This window comes from Microtetraspora niveoalba, assembly GCF_001570405.1.
Taxonomy (GTDB): Bacteria; Actinomycetota; Actinomycetes; order Streptosporangiales; family Streptosporangiaceae; genus Microtetraspora; species Microtetraspora niveoalba.
This window is the reverse complement of record NZ_BBYM01000012.1, coordinates 56,656-73,494: the sequence shown is the minus strand read 5'-3', so window position 1 is coordinate 73,494 and position 16,839 is coordinate 56,656. Positions and strand designations below refer to the sequence as shown.

Here is a 16,839-nt window from a genome sequence, read left to right as displayed (position 1 = left end):
CGCCCGCTATTTCGCGTTACGAGTGCCGGTCATGGTCGCGTACACCACGATGTTGTCCGTGTAGCTGTGGTTCTTGGCGTTGTAGACGCCCCCACACGTGATCAGCCGGAGCCCGGATGTGGCGATGTTGCCGTACACCCGGTTCGTCGGGAACGTCGTCTTGCCCACCTGCTCGACGCCGTCCACCGTGAAGATCGCACTCTTGCCGTCGGCCCGGCGTACCTCGATCTTGTTGCCGCGGCGGAGCTCCCGGAGCCGGCTGAACACGGCCGCGCCGGAACGGGTGTTCACGTGGCCGAGGATCACCGCCGGCCCGAGTTCCCCGGGCGTGGGTCCCAGGCGGTACCACGATGCGATCTTGGGGCGGCTCAGCGGCGGCGTCTGGATCTCGCCCGACTTCTGCACGCCGACGGAGCTGAGGGCCGCGTTGACGCCGATGGCCGGGATGCGGATCCTGACCGGCCTGGTGGACGCCGTCTTCTTGGCCGGGGACGTGGACGACGACGCCGCGGTCGTCGTCACCGTCAGCGGAGGCAGCGGCTGGAGCGCGGGGAGCGGCGGAGGCGCGGTCGGCGCGGCGGCGGTCAGGGGTGTGCCGGGGCCGCCCGGTCCCACGGTCGGCGGCAGGAACGTGCCCGCTCCCTGCAGTGCCACCACCTCTCCGGGGACCGGCCGCTCCACCTGCGACTCCTCCGGGGAGGGCGACAGTACGGCGAGCAGCCCCGCCATGATGGCCGCGATGCCGCCGAACGACCCGCCGACCAGCAGCGTGGCGAGCACAGGCTGCGGCAGCGGCTTCCGCTCCTTCGGCACCTGAGCCGAAGCGGAAGCCGGAACCGGAGCCGGGGTCGCAGCCGGGGCCGGAGCGATCGGGACTGCAGCCGGAGCCGGAGCGACCGAGGTCGGAGCCGGAGCCGGAGCGACCGAGGTCGGAGCCGGAGCCGGAGCGACCGAGGTCGGAGCCGGAGCCGCCGCAGCGCTTCCCGCGGCCGTTCCCGCCTGCGCCGCCGGGTCCGGTACGGCGCCGCCCCCGGCCTGAGCCATGCCGGCATCAGGCGCCGCCGCGTCAGGTGCGCCGCCCGCCTGTGGCACGCCACCGGCACCGGGCACGCCGGCATCGGGCGTCCCGGCGCTCGGCGTGCCGCTGGCGTCGGACGTGCCGCCGGTCTGCGGCGCGTCGTCGTGCGCGTCAGGAGTCGAGTTCATCGCCGTCAGTCCCCTCAAACCATCCGCGACCGGTCGTTGGCATGTGCGGCGCGCCTGCGCAGGAGCACGACGCCGCTGAATACTCCGCCGAACACCATGACGCCGCCGGACCCGATGAGCACCGCCGCCGAAGCACGCGAGGTCTCCGGCGCCTCACCGGTCTGGGCTCCGCCCTTCGGGATGACCTTCACCTGCGGCGAGGTCGGCGTGCTGGCGGGCAGTGTGATCGTCGTGGTCGCCGTGGCCGTCGGCGTCGGGCTGCCGAGGACGATCACACTCGTCAGCTTGGTCTCCGTAGGAGTCGGCGTGGAACCGTTCCTCGTCCCGGTCGGACTCGAGCTGGGAGTAGGAGTGGGACTCACCGGAATGTGCGTGTTCCCCCCGGTGTCCGACGGAGTGGGTGAGGCGCTCGTCGACGGGCCGGTGCTGTCCGAGGGATCCGGCGAAGGCGAGGTGCCGGTCGACGGCTCCTCCGTCGCACCGTCGCCGATGGTGACGTTCACCGAGACCGGCGCGCTGACGAGGTCGCACTCGGCTCGGTACTCCTTCGGCGGATGAGCCAGTTCCCTCGTGATCACGCGGAACGCGTCGAGCTGCGTCCACTTGCCGTCCTCGACGCTCCTGACCTCGATCTTGTGCTCGGCGTACGGAAGGCCGCGGAAGCGCCACAGGGTCTGCCCGCCCTTGTTGGCGTCGTTCACCGTCGTGCCGTCGTCGTTCTTCGAGGGGTCGATCCTCGGCGGCGAAGCGGGCTGACCGTCGATCAGGATGTCCACCGGTCCCGCGCGCTGGTCCTTCTGGGCGACGTACTCCACGCCGGTGCCGGTGAACGTGAACTGCGCCCACTTGCCCCCGCTCGTCGTCCGGTGCAGGTCCAGGTGGTGGTCCTTGTTCTGGCTCGGCTGGTCGTTGAGATCCTCCCAGCCGTCGCTGTACAGGATCGCGGGGTCGTCATCGTTGACCATGACCTCGGACGCCGGCGGCCGGAAGTCGACGAACAGCTTGCGCGGCGTCACCTTGACGGTCCCCGCGCGGTCCGTGTGCGCGAAGTCGGAGATCCCCTCGGGGAGCTTGAGCGGGCTGCCCTTGACCATCGCCTCCGGCTGGTCGACGGCGCCCATCGGCTTGAGGACGCCTATCCACGCGTCCTGGAGCTGGATGTTCCCCGTCACCTCGATCTTGCCGCCCTGGGGCAGAAGGGCGGGCGCGCCAAAGCGGGTCACATCCTTGTAATTCAGCTTCCACCCGATGTTGAGCGGCTCCCCGACATTCAATGTCGTCGGAATGGTGACCTTCGTGCGGAGATTCACCGTGCCCGACCCTGTCGCCGCGATTCCACCCTTGCAGGCGTAGTCGACGACCAGCTCAGCGGTGCTCGCGCCTGCCGAGATCGACGGAACCACGATCGCCGCCGCTCCCGCCAACCCCAGAACCGAGGCGGCCACAGTCCTCCGGAGACCTGTTCCCCAGCGATCCACCGCATGCTCCGATCACGAAAGCCGCATTCCCTACGGCCATAGCAAACCGAAGGTAGATCTTATGGGTTTCAACTGGCCCCAAGGGGGGCGGAAAGCCGAAAGGTGGCGTAGTTGTAATCCGGCGTTCGCCCGGAAAGTAACACAAGAGATCATCCGCGCCGGGCATCGCCTACGCGGCCCACGAAGTTGTCGAGGCATCGGGGAAGCCGGCAGCGGATCCGGGGCGACAGCGGCGGGGGCGAAGCCGACAACAAGCACGGAGCCGAGGGCGGGCCAGGAGCGGAAGCTGACGGACAGGACAGGAAGTGGCGGCGTTCCCTGTCACATCACCGGATCGACGTGTGAGTGAAAGCACGACGAATCCGAGAAAGGCCCGGACATGACCGCCGTCCAGATGAGCGTCCCCAGCACCCCCGCCGCCTCCTCCACTCGCTCCTCCACCCGTTCCCTGCTCATGTGCGCGGCCGTCGCCGCTCCCCTGTGGGCGATCGTCTCCCTGGCCCAGGCCGCCACCCGCGAGGGCTTCGACCTGATCCGCCACCCGCTGAGCGCGCTGAGCAACGGCTCCCTCGGCTGGCTGCAGATCGCCAACTTCCTGGTCGCCGGCGTCCTGACCGTCGCCGGGGCGAGGGGGCTGCGCCGGGCGATGCACGGCACCCCGGGCGGCAGGTGGGCGCCACGGCTGGTCCTGGTCAACGGCGTCGGCATGATCGCCGCCGGGATCTTCGTCATGGATCCGGCGGACGGCTTCCCCGTCGGCACCCCGTCCGGGATGCCCGCCGCGCTCACCTGGCACAGCTACGGCCACATGGCCGCCGGCTCCGTGGCCTTCATCGCCCTGATCGCCGCGTGCTACGTCCTGGGCCGCCACTTCAGCCGGGCGGGGAACCGCGGGCACGCCGTCGCCTCCCTCGTCGCCGGCACCGCCCTCCTGGTCGGCGACGGATGGGCGATGAGCGGCGGCACGGCCGGCTCCCTGACCCTGGCCGTCGGCACCATCACCGCGATGCTCTGGGTCTCGGTGGTCGCCGCGCGGTACCGCCGCCACTTCTGACCACCGATGACGGCGGGAGTGCGCCGGTCGGGCGAGCGGATCGCCCGACCGGCGCACACGCGCGTCCAGCCGCACCACGCCGCTATACCTAGCAGTAACCGAATCGTATTCTGGTCAGGCGAGATGTCCCCGGCCCGGAAGGCGTGTCCGATGCAGCGAGACCTCTTCGAGGACGAGCACCTTCTCTTCCGCCAGACCGTCCGCGAGTTCCTGGCTCGCGAAGTGGCGCCCCACCATCCCCAGTGGGAGAAGGACGGCATCGTCCCGCGCGAGGTCTGGAAGAAGGCCGGCGACATCGGCATGTTCGGCTTCTCCGTCCCCGAGCAGTACGGCGGAGCCGGCATCACCGACTTCCGCTACAACGCCGTCGTCGTCGAGGAGATCGTCAGGATCGGCGCGAGCGGCCTCGGCTTCTCCCTCCACAACGACGTCATGGCGCCGTACTTCGTCGACCTGACCGACGACGAGCAGAAGCGGCGCTGGCTGCCCGGCTTCGTGTCGGGCGAGCTGATCACGGCGGTCGCCATGACCGAGCCCGGCGCGGGCAGCGACCTTCAGGGCATCCGCACCACCGCCGTACGCGACGGCGACCACTACGTGGTCAACGGCCAGAAGACGTTCATCACCAACGGCATCAACTCCGACCTCGTCGTGGTCGTGACCAAGACCGATCCGACGGCCGGAGCGCGCGGCACCACCCTCCTCGTGGTCGAGCGGGGCATGGAGGGCTTCGCCCGGGGCCGCAACCTGGACAAGATCGGCATGCACGCGCAGGACACGGCCGAACTGTTCTTCGACAACGTCCGGGTCCCGGTCGCCAACCGGCTCGGCGACGCCGACGGCCAGGGCTTCGTCCAGCTCATGAACAACCTGCCGCAGGAACGCCTGTCCATCGCCGTCGGAGCCGTGGCGGCGGCCGAGGCCGTCCTGGAGACGACGATCGAGTACTGCAAGAACCGCACGGCGTTCGGCCGGAAGATCGGCTCCTTCCAGAACACCCGGTTCGTCCTCGCCGAGCTGGCGACCGAGGTCGAGATCGCCCGGCACTACGTGGACAAGTGCGTCACCGCGTTGAACCGCCGCGAGCTCACGGTCGTGGACGCGGCCAAGGCCAAGTGGTGGACCACCGAGCTGCAGAACAAGGTCGTGGACCGGTGCCTGCAACTCCACGGCGGCTACGGCTACATGACCGAGTATCCGGTGGCCAAGGCATGGCTCGACAGCCGGGTGCAGACCATCTACGGCGGCACCACCGAGATCATGAAGGAGATCATCGGGCGGTCCTTCGGCTTCTGACCCCCGGCCGCCCGGCCGTCAGCGGAACTGCTGGCCCCAGACGAGCAGCATGACGATCACGAACACGATCATCACGCCGGCGTATCCGACCGCGCCGAGCCGGAAGAACCTGCGCACCCGGTTGAGCAACCACGCGAACAGGAAGGCCAGGAAGACCAGCAGGATGAGTCCGGGGTCCATGCCGACCAGTATGCGGTGGATTCTCCGCGAGTGCGGGGACGAACGGACACCGCTTCTCCGGTGTGCGAACGGCCGTCTCGGTCACGGCGGCCGTAACCCGAGGTCGGGGGGCCGGCCGTCACGCCGGTCGGCCGCCCGTGGTCTCCAGGATGATCCGGGCGACCAGCGCCGGATCGTCGCTCATCGGCACGTGGCCGCAGCCCGACAGGAGCTTGACCCGCTGCTGCGCCCACCGCCCGGCGCGTACGGCCTGGCGCCGCGGCAGGAGCCGGTCGTGGTCGCCCCACGCGATCGTGACCGGCACCTTCGGAGGCGCGGGCGGGGCCATCCACGTGAACGAGTCGAGCATGTCGTCGAACCCGGCGGAGCTCCGCAACGCCTGGGTGCCGAGCAGCAGCTCCTCGTCCGCCATCCGCGCGGGGTCGGCCACCAGCAGCCCCAGGCAGGCCGTCCGCCCGACGGCCGACGACATCAACGCGGCGGCCGTCCCCTCGGACGTGCTGCTCGCCGCCCTCCTCAGGAGGCGCAACGCCGTACGCGCGTACAGGAACTCGGTGCGGGACCAGAAGCCCGCCGGGGACAGCGCGACGGCACTGCGGACGACTCCGCGCGAGGCCATGTCGAGCGCGACGTAGCCGCCCAGCGAGTTGCCCGCGACGTGCGGCTGCTCGACACCGAGCCGTTCCCAGAACTCCTCGATCGCGAACGCGGCCGTCTCAGCGTTGTACGGGGTGTCGGACGGGAACGGCGGCGACGAGCCGAACCCGGGGAAATCGACGGCGATCACATCGTGCCGGTCGGCGAGCAGGTCCATGACCGGCAGCCACGCCCGCCAGTGGTGCCCGATGCCGTGCATCAGGACGAGAGGCGGCCCCGTCCCCCGGCGCTCGTACGTCAGCTCCATACTGCGAGTCAAGCACCCGGGGGCCGGGCCGTACAGGACGACTCAGCGGCCGCCGACCGGAATCTCGAACCAGACCGCCTTGCCCTCGCGGGTGGGACGCGAACCCCAGCGCTTGGCGAGCTGGTCGACGAGGTAGAGGCCGCGGCCGCCCTCGTCGTTCTCACCGGCGCTGCGGATGCGCGGCAGGCGCAGGTCCTGGTCGAACACCTCGACCCAGACCGACTCCACACCGCGCCGCAGCCGGAGCGTGAACTCCTTGTCGCTGACGACCTCGTCCTCGAAGCCGGGCATGTCCCACGACTCGTCGAACGGCAGCGGCGGCCCGTCCATGATCAGGTCACGGCGGGGCACGCTGGCGCTCGCCGCGTGCAGCACCACGTTGGTGACGACCTCGGAGACGAGCAGGCAGGCCAGCTCGGCGCGTTCCTCGGGGACCTGCCAGCGCTCGAACGCGTCGGACGCCATGCGCCGCGCCTCGCCCACCATGATCGGCTGGGCGGGGAACGTCTGCTCCTCGTACTGGAGCTCGGCGCCGACCGAGCGGATCACGAGGATCGCCATGTCGTCGTCGATCTCGCCGGGGATGGCGCCGGTCGCCGCGTCGGCGATCCGCTCGACCGTGTCACCGGCGATCTTCGCGACCTTGTCACAGAGCATCCGGAGCGTCTCGTCCTCGCTCGGCGGCGGCTCCTCCGAGTCGCGCGGCGGCCGCCGGTCGACCAGGCCGTCGGTGTACAGCAGGAGCGCCGCGCCGGGCGGCAGGACCCGGGTCTCCTCCTTGTAGACCAGGTCCGCGTGCACGCCCTTGGCGTGGACGCCGAGCGGCTGGCCGACCTCGCTGATGTCGAGCTCGGTCACGTTGCCGTCGACGATCAGCAGCGGCGGCGCGTGCCCGGCGTTGGCGAAGGAGAGCTGGCGGGACCAGGCGTCGTAGACGAGGTACTGGCAGGTGACGATCGGCGGGTTGGTGATGTCCTCGCCGAAGTCGTCGCGCTCGGGCGCGGCGACGATCCTGGTCCACTCGTCCAGGCGGGCGAGGATGTCGGCGGGCGGCTTGTCGTCCTGGGCGAAGGCGCGCAGCGCGGCCCGGAGCTGCCCCATGACGGCGGCGGCCTTGGCCCCGCGCCCCTCGACGTCGCCGATGACGATGCCGACCCGGCCGGCCGACAGCGGGATCACGTCGTACCAGTCGCCGCCGACCTGGGTCTGGATGCCCTGGCCGTGGGAGGCGAGCGGCGCCGCCGGGCAGTAGCGCACCGCGATCTCCAGGCCGTCCAGCTTGGGCAGCTCGCGCGGCAGCAGGTGCTTCTGGAAGGACTCGGCGGTGTGCCGTTCCTCCTCGAACAGCAGGGCGTTGTCGACGGCCAGCGCCACCCGGGTGGCGATCGCGCCGACGAAGTCGCGGTCGAAGGTGTCGTAGTGGGGCGAGCGCCGGTCGGTGAGGTTGGACAACCCGAGGTACATCAGGCCGAGCGTCTCGCCGCGTACGCACAGCGGGGCCACGATCGCCGAGGTCAGGCCGATCTCCCCGCAGATGCGGGCCGACGCCTCGCTCGGCGCGGGATAGCTGACCTGCGAGAAGTCCTCGATGAGGATGGTCTCCTGGCGGCGCAGGGCCGAGTCGGCGTAGTGGCCGGGCGGGTACCTGATCTCGCCGCCGACGGGCAGCCACGACTCGGGCGGCGGGGCCCAGCCGTTCACGTGGGTGGAGACCTTGCGGATCAGCCGGTCGCCCTCGACCAGCTCGATGAAGCAGTGGTCCGCGAACTGCGGGACGAGCATGTCGGCGACCCGGTTGAGCGTCTCCTCGACGTACAGCGAGCCGGCCAGCCGCTCGCCGATGCGTTCGAGGAGGCCGAAGCGGTCCTTCTCGCGCTCGTTGCTGCGCATCGCCTCGCGCGCGGTGATCACGATGCCGGTGACCGCCCCGGACGGATGCCGGAGCGGTACGGCCTGGGCCCGCACGTAGATCATCGTGCCGTCGGCGCGCACGATGTCGAAGGTGCCCTCCCAGACCCCTCCCTTGAGCACGTTCTTGGCGAGCTCGGCGGTCAGCGGGTGGTCCTTCTCCGGGATCCCGAGAGAGAGGAGGGACTCCCTGCCCTCCTCACCGCCCGGACGGCCGAACAGCCGCTCCGCGAACGGGTTCCAGTAGAGGACGTTGCTGAACCGGTCGGTGACGACGACGGCCATCTCGGCCTGGTCCAGCACGGAACCGGCGGTGAGGTGGTCGGCGCTGTCCTGCGAGAGGTCCCCCCAACGTTTCATCCGACGACCACCCCTTGGGGGCGGGTGTTCGCAAAGCGGACCACTGGCGCTCCTGCCTGAACAGAGGCTGGGTTCTGACGAGAGAGGAGGGGCTCCCTGCTGTGGGTCAACAAACGAATTCGATCATCGTCTCGTGACGAAGACGTGCGCGGCGACGTCGCGCGGAAGTTCAACAAGGCCGATCTCCGCTTCACCGTCACCCGTCACCCGTACACCGTCATCGCTCGCCGCGAGCGTCACCTCGCGTCCGGGTTGTATCCCAACTTGCTTGAGTTTAAGCATCGCGGCGGGATCGCTTTGCACTTGTTCGCTAATTCGGCGCACTACAGCGGGTACATCCCTGGGTCCGGCCAGATCGATCAGGGAGAGAATCGCCTCATCCTTGACCAAACCAGACTGGTCCACGCCCAGCTCGTCGAGCCCGGGGATGGGGTTGCCGTGCGGGCACGTGGTCGGGTTGTCAAGCAGGCCCACCAGGCGCGTCTCCACCGACTCCGACATCACGTGCTCCCAGCGGCACGCCTCGATGTGGACCTCCTCCCACGGCAGTCCGATCACCTGGGTCAGCAGGCACTCGGCGAGGCGGTGCTTGCGCATGACCCGGATGGCCAGGGTGCGGCCGAGGTCCGTCATGCTCAGATGGCGGTCGCCCTCGACCTTGACCAGACCGTCGCGTTCCATGCGCGCGACCGTCTGGCTGACCGTGGGACCGCTCTGCTGGAGCCGCTCCGCGATGCGGGCACGCAGCGGAACGATGCCCTCCTCCTCCAGCTCGAAGATCGTCCGGAGGTACATCTCGGTGGTATCGATCAGGCCGTGTGCGGTCAACGTTCCTCCCGTCCTGTAATCGATGCTACGAGCTTCCGATGTGTTCGCAGCCGACCCTATTGGGGAAGCGACATGGGATGGCAAACATCGGTGCGGAACGTTTTCTTCCGGACGAGGTCAGCCTGCCCGCGCTCCGCGACGCCGCCCGCCGCTGCCAGGGCTGCGACCTCTATCTGAACGCGACTCAGACGGTCTTCGGAGAGGGCGTCCCCGACGCCCGCTACATGCTCGTGGGCGAGCAGCCCGGAGATCAGGAGGACCGGCAGGGGGCGCCGTTCGTCGGGCCCGCCGGCCGCGTGCTCGACCGCGCGCTCGAGGAGGCGGGCATCGACCGCGACGCCGTCTACGTGACCAACGCCGTCAAGCACTTCAAGTTCCAGCCGCGCGGCAAGCGCAGGATCCACCAGAAGCCGACCGCGGCCGAGATCGACGCGTGCCACCCGTGGCTCGACGCGGAGATGCGCCTGGTGGACCCGGAGGTGACGGTGATCCTGGGCGCGACGGCCGGGCGCGCGCTGCTCGGCCCGGCCTTCCGGGTGAGCAGGGAGCGGGGCCGCCCCCTCCCCCGCTCCGAGGGAGGTTTCTTCATCGCCACCGTGCACCCCTCGTCGATCCTGCGGGCGCCGGACAGGGACGCGGCCTACGCCGGCTTCCTCTCCGATCTGCGGGTCGCCGCCGCGCTGCCGTGACGGCCGGGTCCGCCGGGCCGCCGCGGTCAGGGCGCGAGACGCTCCAGGACCCACGTCGCGCCGGCCCGCCGGTAGCGGAGCCGGTCGTGCATCCGGTCGGTCTGCCCCTGCCAGAACTCCACTTCGGAGGGGATGACCCGGAAACCGCCCCAGAAGTCCGGTGTCGGCGGGTCCTCCGGCCAGCGCTCGGCCAGCGCCGCGAACCTCTCGTCCAGTTCCTCACGGGACCGTACGACCGCCGACTGCCGCGACGCCCACGCCGCCACGCGGGAGCCGTACGGGCGGGAGCGGAAGTAGGCGTCGGAGTCCTCGCGGGACACCCGTACGACCCGGCCCTCGACGCGGACCTGGCGGCGGATCGGATGCCACGGGAAGAGCAGGCAGGCCCGCGGGTTCTCGCCGAGGTCGCGCCCCTTCCGGGACTCGTAGTTGGTGAAGAAGACGAAGCCGCGCTCGTCGAAGCCCTTGAGGAGAACGGTGCGCGCGGACGGTCGGCCACCGGCGGAGCTGGTGGCCACGATCATGGCGTTGGGCTCGGGCAACCCGGCCTCGACGGCGTCGGCGAACCACACGGCGAACTGGGCCACCGGGTCGTCGCGGAGGCCGGATTCGAGCAGGGGTTCGCCCTCGTAGCTGTGCCGGAGCCCGGGCAGATGAGAAGCGGTGTCCACGGAACGGTATTGTTGCGCGCTTGACAGAGGACGCCCGCATTGCCCCCTACCAGGGACAACGGCGTTTCATAGGGACCGGCGGGAACCCACTGGAACCCTGCGGGTTAAATTGACCCGCCGGTATCTCGACATCAAGGCTTTTGACTTCACAAGAGAGGGAGGCGGCCGAAGTGTCCGACTTCAAACCCGGACTCGAAGGTGTGGTGGCTTTCGAGACGGAGATCGCGGAACCGGACAAAGAGGGGGGCGCCCTTCGCTACCGGGGCGTCGACATCGAAGAACTCGTGGGCCGTGTCTCGTACGGGCACGTCTGGGGCCTGCTCGTCGACAACGAGTTCCAGCCGGGGCTGCCTCCGGCCGAGCCGTACCCCGTTCCTGTCCACTCCGGTGACATCCGCGTCGACGTGCAGAGCGCCCTCGCGATGCTCGCCCCCGCGTACGGCTTCCGCCCGCTTCTCGACATCGACGACACCCAGGCGCGCGACGACCTCGCCCGCGCCTCGGTGACCGCGCTGTCGTTCGTGGCCCAGTCCGCGCGCGGCCTCGGCCTGCCGATGGTCCCCCAGAAGCGCGTGGACGAGGCCGAGAGCATCGTCGAGCGTTTCATGATCCGTTGGCGGGGCGAGCCCGACCCCAAGCACGTCAAGGCCATCGACGCGTACTGGACCTCGGCGGCCGAGCACGGGATGAACGCCTCCACGTTCACCGCCCGTGTGATCGCCTCCACCGGCGCCGACGTCGCCGCCGCCCTGTCGGGCGCGGTCGGCGCGATGTCCGGCCCGCTGCACGGGGGCGCCCCCGCCCGCGTGCTGCACATGATCGAGGGTGTCGAGCAGGTCGGCGACGCCAAGAAGTACGTCCAGGCGGAGCTGGACAAGGGCCAGCGGCTCATGGGCTTCGGCCACCGCGTCTACCGGGCCGAGGACCCCCGCGCCCGGGTGCTGCGCCGTACGGCCAAGGAGCTGGGCGCCCCGCGCTACGAGGTCGCCGCCGCTCTGGAGCAGGCCGCTCTGGAGGAGCTGCACGCCCGCAAGCCCGACCGGGTGCTGGCCACCAACGTGGAGTACTGGGCCGCGGTCGTCCTCGACTTCGCCGAGGTCCCGTCGCACATGTTCACCTCGATGTTCACCTGCGCGCGCACCGCCGGCTGGGCCGCGCACATCCTTGAGCAGAAGCGCACGGGCAGGCTGGTCCGCCCCAGCGCCAACTACGTCGGCCCCTCGCAGCGTTCGATCAACGACGTCCCCGGCGCGGCCGAGGTCATCGGCAGGATCTGACCGACTCGACCTGACCGCGCGCCGACTCCCGTCGGCCGTCCCCTGATTCGGCCCGCACATCCGGTGCGGGCCGTCTCCTTTTCCGGCCCGCTTCCCCGACGCGTTTCCCGGTCCGCTTCCCTGGCCCGCTTCCCGGGCTCGTTTCCCGGTCCGCTTCCCTGGCCCGCTTCCCGGGCTCGTTTCCCGGCGCGTACGGGAGGCCCGGCCGTCAGGGGCGCGGCGCGGACTCTCCCGGGGGCGCGTCCGGGAGGTTCTGGCAGAGAGCCCGCAGCCCGGACAGGCCGCCCGCCTGGGCGGAGTCGACGGCCACGGAGGACCCCGCCGTCGCCAGCCGTCCGCAGCGGACCTCGACCTTCGAATGCGCCGGGGCGGCGCCGACCACCCGCATGATGGCGATGGCCTTGTCCGCGGGGTCGTGCCGCTTCACGTCCGCGAAGTCGACGACCCCGCTCGCCCCGTTCAACGCCGCGCTCCCCGACGTGAAGGCCAGCTCGTAGAGGATGTCGCCCTTGCTGGGCGACCCCTCGGCCGAGTAGGCCCGGTTCGCCGCCTGGTAGATCACGTCGGCCGCGTCGTACGTGATGATCAGGTTGTCGTCGGACGCGTTCTCGTGGGCGCCCTTCAGCAGGGCGGCGACGAACTCCGTGGGCTTGGGGTCCCCGTCGAGGGTCCACATGGTGCGGCTCGCCAGCGCCGCGTAGTAGACCTCGATGCGGGGCATGTTCGTGATCTGCTCCCCGTGGTCGGTGACGACCTTGATGACGTCGTCGCTCGCGATGACCCGCACCGTTCGCGCGCCGCACGGCGTCTTCTCCAGCGCCCGCAGGAAGTCGAGGAACTCCGGCGCGCGGCCGGCGTAGAGGTAGACGTCGGGGCTCTCGTCGCAGGCCTCCCCGGCCGCGTCGGTGATGCCTCCGTCGGGGACGGAGTACTCGACACCGGGCCGGACGTCGACGCTCTCCCGCTTGAGCGCGGCGTCCAGGTCCTCCGCCAGATTGTCCGTGTACTGGTCGCCGGACGACTTGTCCCGCACGATCACCGCCGAGCCGCTCCGGAGCGCGCGGCGGGCGAACCGCGCCATGAGGGTGGCCTCGCGGAAGTTCGTCGGGCCGACGTGGAAGTAGTAGCGGGACGGCCCCTTCTTGAGCTTGGTCGATTCGGCCGGGCCGTCCCTGACGTAGCCGAGCTCGTCGGCCGTCCCGGTGGTGCCGACCATCGGGATCTTGGCCTCGTGCAGCACCTGGATGGCCTCCCGGACGCCCTCCACGCTCCGCGGGAAGCCGATCACCCCCACCACGTGGGGGTCGTGCTCCGCCAGCTCCCTGATCAGTTCCGCGCCGCGCCGCCCCTGGCGGAGGTTGTCGCCGGAGTTCGCGACCAGGACGCGGAGGCGGGGGTTGGACCTGACCGTGCGCTGGTACTCGCCGACCGCCGTCAGCTCGGCCAGCGCGCCCGCCCACCGGCTGTCCTCCAGCTTGACGGCCTTGCCGCCTCCCTCGCCGTCCTCCTCGTCGGCCGGCAGCTCGGGGTCCCTGATGGAGTACTCCCCGAACAGCACCACGCTGACGGAGTCGGGTCCGGCGGAGGCGTTGTTCTTGTCGATCTCCGCGATCAGCCTCGTCACCTCCGGCCGGAACAGGTCGCGGGGCGCGGGGCCGGAGGCGTTGACGACGCCCACGCACTCCCCGTCGACCCGCTCGGCCCAGGCCAGACCGCCGCAGTGCGCCTGCCGGTCCCGCTGGTGCTGCACCGCCCAGGCGGCCGGGCCGACGAGCAGCAGCGCGACCACCGACCAGTAGCCAAGCGACCGCATCCGACTGCCCAGCAGCCGCGGCCGGTGATCGGTGTCGGGGAGCGGGCCGTCCGCCTCGACGACCAGCCGCAGCCGGGGCACCCTCCGCCGCACCCGCCCGCGCCAGTCGGCGACCAGCGCGGGAAGGCGGGCGAGCCGGTGGGTCGGGACGGCCCGCGTCCGCTCCTCCCGCAACTCCTCCGGCAGCGCGACCAGAACCAGGATCGGGGCGAGGAGCCCGGTGTCCTCCCCGGTCTCCTCCAAGATCTGGAGAAACCGCTCGGTGGCCTCGCCCGGGCCGCGCGCCTCCAGGACGAGCATGCCGTACAGGCCCCGGCCCCAGCCCGGCTGAGGGATGATCCACTTCTTGTACGCCTGCCGTAGGTCCTGGCAGAAGGCGTGGACGAGCAGGCGGTCGATCTCGTCGTCGCTCGCGTTCGCCAGCCGCAGCGCGTACCTCGGAAGGCGTTCGAAACGCCGCCGGGTGACGTACGGCTGCCGCCTGAACCAGACGTTGAAGTACGACCCCCTGATCGAGAGCACCGCCTGGCCGGCGGTGCCGGCGAGGGCGACGAGGATGCCGAACGCCCACGGGATCAGCCCGACCAGGTCGGAGGCGCCTCCGGCCAGCCACACCGCGAGTGTGCCCAGCGGCACCCAGGTGGTGGCCGCCCGCCCGATGAAGTCGGCCGACGTGCGCCGCCCCCGGTCCCCGCCGTACCTGGCCCTGCGCCACTCCTTGACGCGCTGCTTGAACTCGTCCTGGCCCTTGCGCGACCGGGGGTCGGGAGGCCAGCGTCCGGCGGTCCCGTCGTCCGACGGCGGCTCGTCGCGCTGGCGTCTGGCCCACAGGACGAACTGGACGAGCGAGAACCGCGGCGGAGGGAGGAAGGACCCGCCCACCGGCTTGCCGAGCTGCCCCTGCTCCCCCGCCAGACCGGCCACCAGCTCACGGAGCGTGCCGTACTCGCCGGACTCCACGGTCGCGTGGGGCAGGACGTCCTGGAAGGGGGCGGCGAGCCGTCTCGCCGCCTCGAAGGCGGCGCCGTCCGAGCCGGTGACGACGATGACGGGCAGCGGCTGATCGGTCCGCCAGAACGCCGGTCGGCGGACGAGTTCCTCTATCGCGTCATGCGGACTGGCCACGCGGTTGTCTCCCGGAACGGAAACGCTGATTCGGCTCAGTTCATGATCAATGAAGCGGGCACACCATGATGTCTCACATTGCGGACCTGGGTCTAGACCATCGCCGCGGCTCACTACGCTGGATGCGTGGCTGACATCGTGATTCCCGCTGACATCAAGCCCGCCGACGGCCGTTTCGGCTGCGGGCCCTCGAAGGTACGTCCCGAGCAGCTCTCGGCCCTCGCCGGGGCCGGCGCGAGCATCATGGGCACCTCGCACCGCCAGAAGCCGGTCAAGGACCTGGTCGGCCGGGTGCGCGCGGGCCTGTCCGAGCTCTTCTCTCTTCCCGAGGGGTACGAGGTCGTCCTCGGCAACGGCGGCACCACGGCGTTCTGGGACATCGCCGCGTTCGGTCTGGTGCGCGAGAAGTCGCAGCACCTGCAGTTCGGCGAGTTCTCGTCCAAGTTCGCGTCGGTGGTCAAGAAGGCCCCCTGGCTCGGCGAGCCCACGGTGATCAAGTCCGAGGTGGGCAGCCACCCCGTCGCGGTGGCCGAGGAGGGCGTCGACGTCTACGCGCTCACCCACAACGAGACCTCGACCGGCGTGGCCATGCCGATCAAGCGTGTCGCCGACGACGGATCGCTGGTCCTGGTCGACGCGACGAGCGGCGCCGGCGGCCTGCCCGTTTCGGCCGAGGAGTTCGACGTCTACTACTTCGCCCCGCAGAAGAGCTTCGCCTCCGACGGCGGCCTGTGGATCGGCCTGTTCTCGCCCGCGGCGCTGGCCCGGGTCGAGGAGATCACCGCCACCGGGCGCTACGTCCCCGAGTTCTTCAGCCTGCCGGTCGCGATCGACAACTCCACCAAGAACCAGACGTACAACACGCCGGCGCTCGCCACGCTGTTCCTGCTGGGCGAGCAGCTCGAGTGGATGAACTCCCAGGGCGGCCTTGCCTGGACGACGGCCCGCACGGCCGACTCGGCCTCCCGGCTGTACACCTGGGCGGAGAAGAGCTCCTACGCCACGCCGTTCGTGGCCGACCCGGCCCAGCGGTCCAACGTCGTCGGCACGATCGACTTCGACGACTCGGTGGACGCCGCCGCCGTGGCCAAGGTGCTGCGCGCGAACGGCATCGTCGACACCGAGCCGTACCGCAAGCTCGGCCGCAACCAGCTCCGCATCGCGATGTTCCCGGCCATCGACCCGGCCGACATCGAGGCGCTGACCGGGTGCGTCGACTACGTGGTCGAGCACCTCTGACCTGATCCGACCTGATCTGCCGTGATCCGATCGGGTCGGGGCGATCCGAGACCGAGACCGTGACCGTGACCGGGCCGGTACGCCGAGAGGCGTGCCGGCCCGCGGCGTGTCCGGGCTCGCTCCCCCGGAGCAGCCCGTGGGGCACTCCGGGAAACCCGTGTGCCCAAGCGGTCGCCGGACCTCCGTAAAGTTTTCTCCCGCACGTACGACATGTGACAGGAGCGACGGTGAGTTCGACCTCGGGGGAACTGCGGGCACGGCAGCGCAGCCTGGGCTACGTGATGTTCGCCAGCAGGTGGCTGCAGGTGCCCCTCTACCTCGGGCTCATCGTGGCCCAGGGCGTCTACGTCTGGCAGTTCATGGTCGAGCTGTGGCATCTGCTCACCGGCGACTTCAGCGCCAGCGGCATGAACGTCGAGCAGTCCGTGATGCTCAGCGTGCTCGGGCTGATCGACGTCGTGATGATCTCCAACCTGCTCATCATGGTGATCGTCGGCGGATACGAGACCTTCGTGTCGCGGATCAACCTTGAGGGGCATCCCGACGAGCCGGAGTGGCTCTCGCACGTCAACGCGAACGTGCTCAAGGTCAAGCTGGCCACCGCGATCATCGGCATCTCGTCGATACACCTGCTGCAGACGTTCATCAGGGCCCGCGAGATGAGCACCGACACGATGCTCTGGCAGACCCTGATCCACCTGGTCTTCATCGTGTCCGCGGTCGGGCTGGCCCTCATCGACCGGATGCTCAACGCGTCGGCGCAGAACCACGACCACTGACCTCCGCCCGCCGGCCCTGCCGCCAGGCCGTA

At 70.4% G+C, this 16,839-nt stretch carries 14 protein-coding genes; 6 read left to right on the top strand and 8 right to left on the bottom strand.

The window, feature by feature from the left end; genetic code table 11:
- Positions 1-6: 6 nt before the first annotated feature.
- Positions 7-813: a class F sortase gene (locus tag AWQ70_RS12640; protein ID WP_157530033.1), complete on the bottom strand. Its 807-nt coding sequence runs from the start codon at positions 811-813 to the stop codon at positions 7-9.
- 407 nt (positions 814-1,220) lie between these two features.
- Positions 1,221-2,651 carry a hypothetical protein gene (locus AWQ70_RS12635; protein ID WP_067174738.1) on the bottom strand — a complete coding sequence of 477 codons (1,431 nt, stop codon included), beginning with the start codon at positions 2,649-2,651 and terminating at the stop codon, positions 1,221-1,223.
- Positions 2,652-3,063: 412 nt separating this feature from the next.
- On the opposite strand from AWQ70_RS12635, the gene AWQ70_RS12630 reads away from it, so the two are divergent.
- Positions 3,064-3,738: a DUF998 domain-containing protein gene (locus AWQ70_RS12630; protein ID WP_067174736.1), complete on the top strand. Its 675-nt coding sequence runs from the start codon at positions 3,064-3,066 to the stop codon at positions 3,736-3,738.
- Between the two features lie 150 nt (positions 3,739-3,888).
- The gene (locus AWQ70_RS12625) at positions 3,889-5,034 is read left to right on the top strand and encodes an acyl-CoA dehydrogenase family protein (protein ID WP_067174734.1); all 1,146 of its coding nucleotides are present in this window, start codon (positions 3,889-3,891) and stop codon (positions 5,032-5,034) included.
- Between the two features lie 18 nt (positions 5,035-5,052).
- On the opposite strand, the gene AWQ70_RS39835 is transcribed toward AWQ70_RS12625, so the two are convergent.
- The 4 genes from AWQ70_RS39835 to AWQ70_RS12610 all read right to left on the bottom strand — a co-directional run bounded on the left by AWQ70_RS39835 (position 5,053) and on the right by AWQ70_RS12610 (position 9,214).
- Positions 5,053-5,214, bottom strand: a complete 162-nt coding sequence (locus tag AWQ70_RS39835; protein WP_169808653.1) for a hypothetical protein — start codon at positions 5,212-5,214, stop codon at positions 5,053-5,055.
- 118 nt (positions 5,215-5,332) lie between these two features.
- Positions 5,333-6,118, bottom strand: a complete 786-nt coding sequence (locus tag AWQ70_RS12620) for an alpha/beta fold hydrolase (protein WP_067174731.1) — start codon at positions 6,116-6,118, stop codon at positions 5,333-5,335.
- Positions 6,119-6,160: 42 nt separating this feature from the next.
- Complete coding sequence (locus tag AWQ70_RS12615; RefSeq protein ID WP_067174727.1) at positions 6,161-8,386, bottom strand: SpoIIE family protein phosphatase; 2,226 nt, start codon at positions 8,384-8,386, stop codon at positions 6,161-6,163.
- 123 nt (positions 8,387-8,509) lie between these two features.
- Complete coding sequence (locus tag AWQ70_RS12610; protein WP_067174722.1) at positions 8,510-9,214, bottom strand: iron-dependent transcriptional repressor DtxR; 705 nt, start codon at positions 9,212-9,214, stop codon at positions 8,510-8,512.
- Between the two features lie 77 nt (positions 9,215-9,291).
- On the opposite strand from AWQ70_RS12610, the gene AWQ70_RS12605 reads away from it, so the two are divergent.
- Complete coding sequence (locus AWQ70_RS12605; RefSeq protein WP_067174719.1) at positions 9,292-9,903, top strand: UdgX family uracil-DNA binding protein; 612 nt, start codon at positions 9,292-9,294, stop codon at positions 9,901-9,903.
- Between the two features lie 26 nt (positions 9,904-9,929).
- On the opposite strand, the gene pdxH is transcribed toward AWQ70_RS12605, so the two are convergent.
- Positions 9,930-10,574, bottom strand: a complete 645-nt coding sequence (gene pdxH / locus AWQ70_RS12600) for a pyridoxamine 5'-phosphate oxidase (RefSeq protein WP_067174716.1) — start codon at positions 10,572-10,574, stop codon at positions 9,930-9,932.
- A 170-nt stretch (positions 10,575-10,744) separates the two neighbouring features.
- Here pdxH and AWQ70_RS12595 point away from each other — a divergent pair, with 170 nt between their 5' ends.
- A complete protein-coding gene (locus AWQ70_RS12595) occupies positions 10,745-11,851 on the top strand; it encodes a citrate synthase 2 (RefSeq protein WP_067174713.1) in 1,107 nt (368 codons plus the stop codon).
- A gap of 208 nt (positions 11,852-12,059) precedes the next feature.
- Here AWQ70_RS12595 and AWQ70_RS12590 read toward each other — a convergent pair whose 3' ends face one another.
- Positions 12,060-14,789, bottom strand: a complete 2,730-nt coding sequence (locus tag AWQ70_RS12590) for an ABC transporter substrate-binding protein (protein ID WP_067174710.1) — start codon at positions 14,787-14,789, stop codon at positions 12,060-12,062.
- A gap of 126 nt (positions 14,790-14,915) precedes the next feature.
- Here AWQ70_RS12590 and serC point away from each other — a divergent pair, with 126 nt between their 5' ends.
- Both serC and AWQ70_RS12580 read left to right on the top strand, forming a co-directional pair.
- Positions 14,916-16,028: a phosphoserine transaminase gene (serC, locus tag AWQ70_RS12585; RefSeq protein ID WP_067174707.1), complete on the top strand. Its 1,113-nt coding sequence runs from the start codon at positions 14,916-14,918 to the stop codon at positions 16,026-16,028.
- Positions 16,029-16,255: 227 nt separating this feature from the next.
- The gene (locus AWQ70_RS12580; RefSeq protein WP_245646928.1) at positions 16,256-16,807 is read left to right on the top strand and encodes a TIGR00645 family protein; all 552 of its coding nucleotides are present in this window, start codon (positions 16,256-16,258) and stop codon (positions 16,805-16,807) included.
- Positions 16,808-16,839 lie beyond the last annotated feature (32 nt).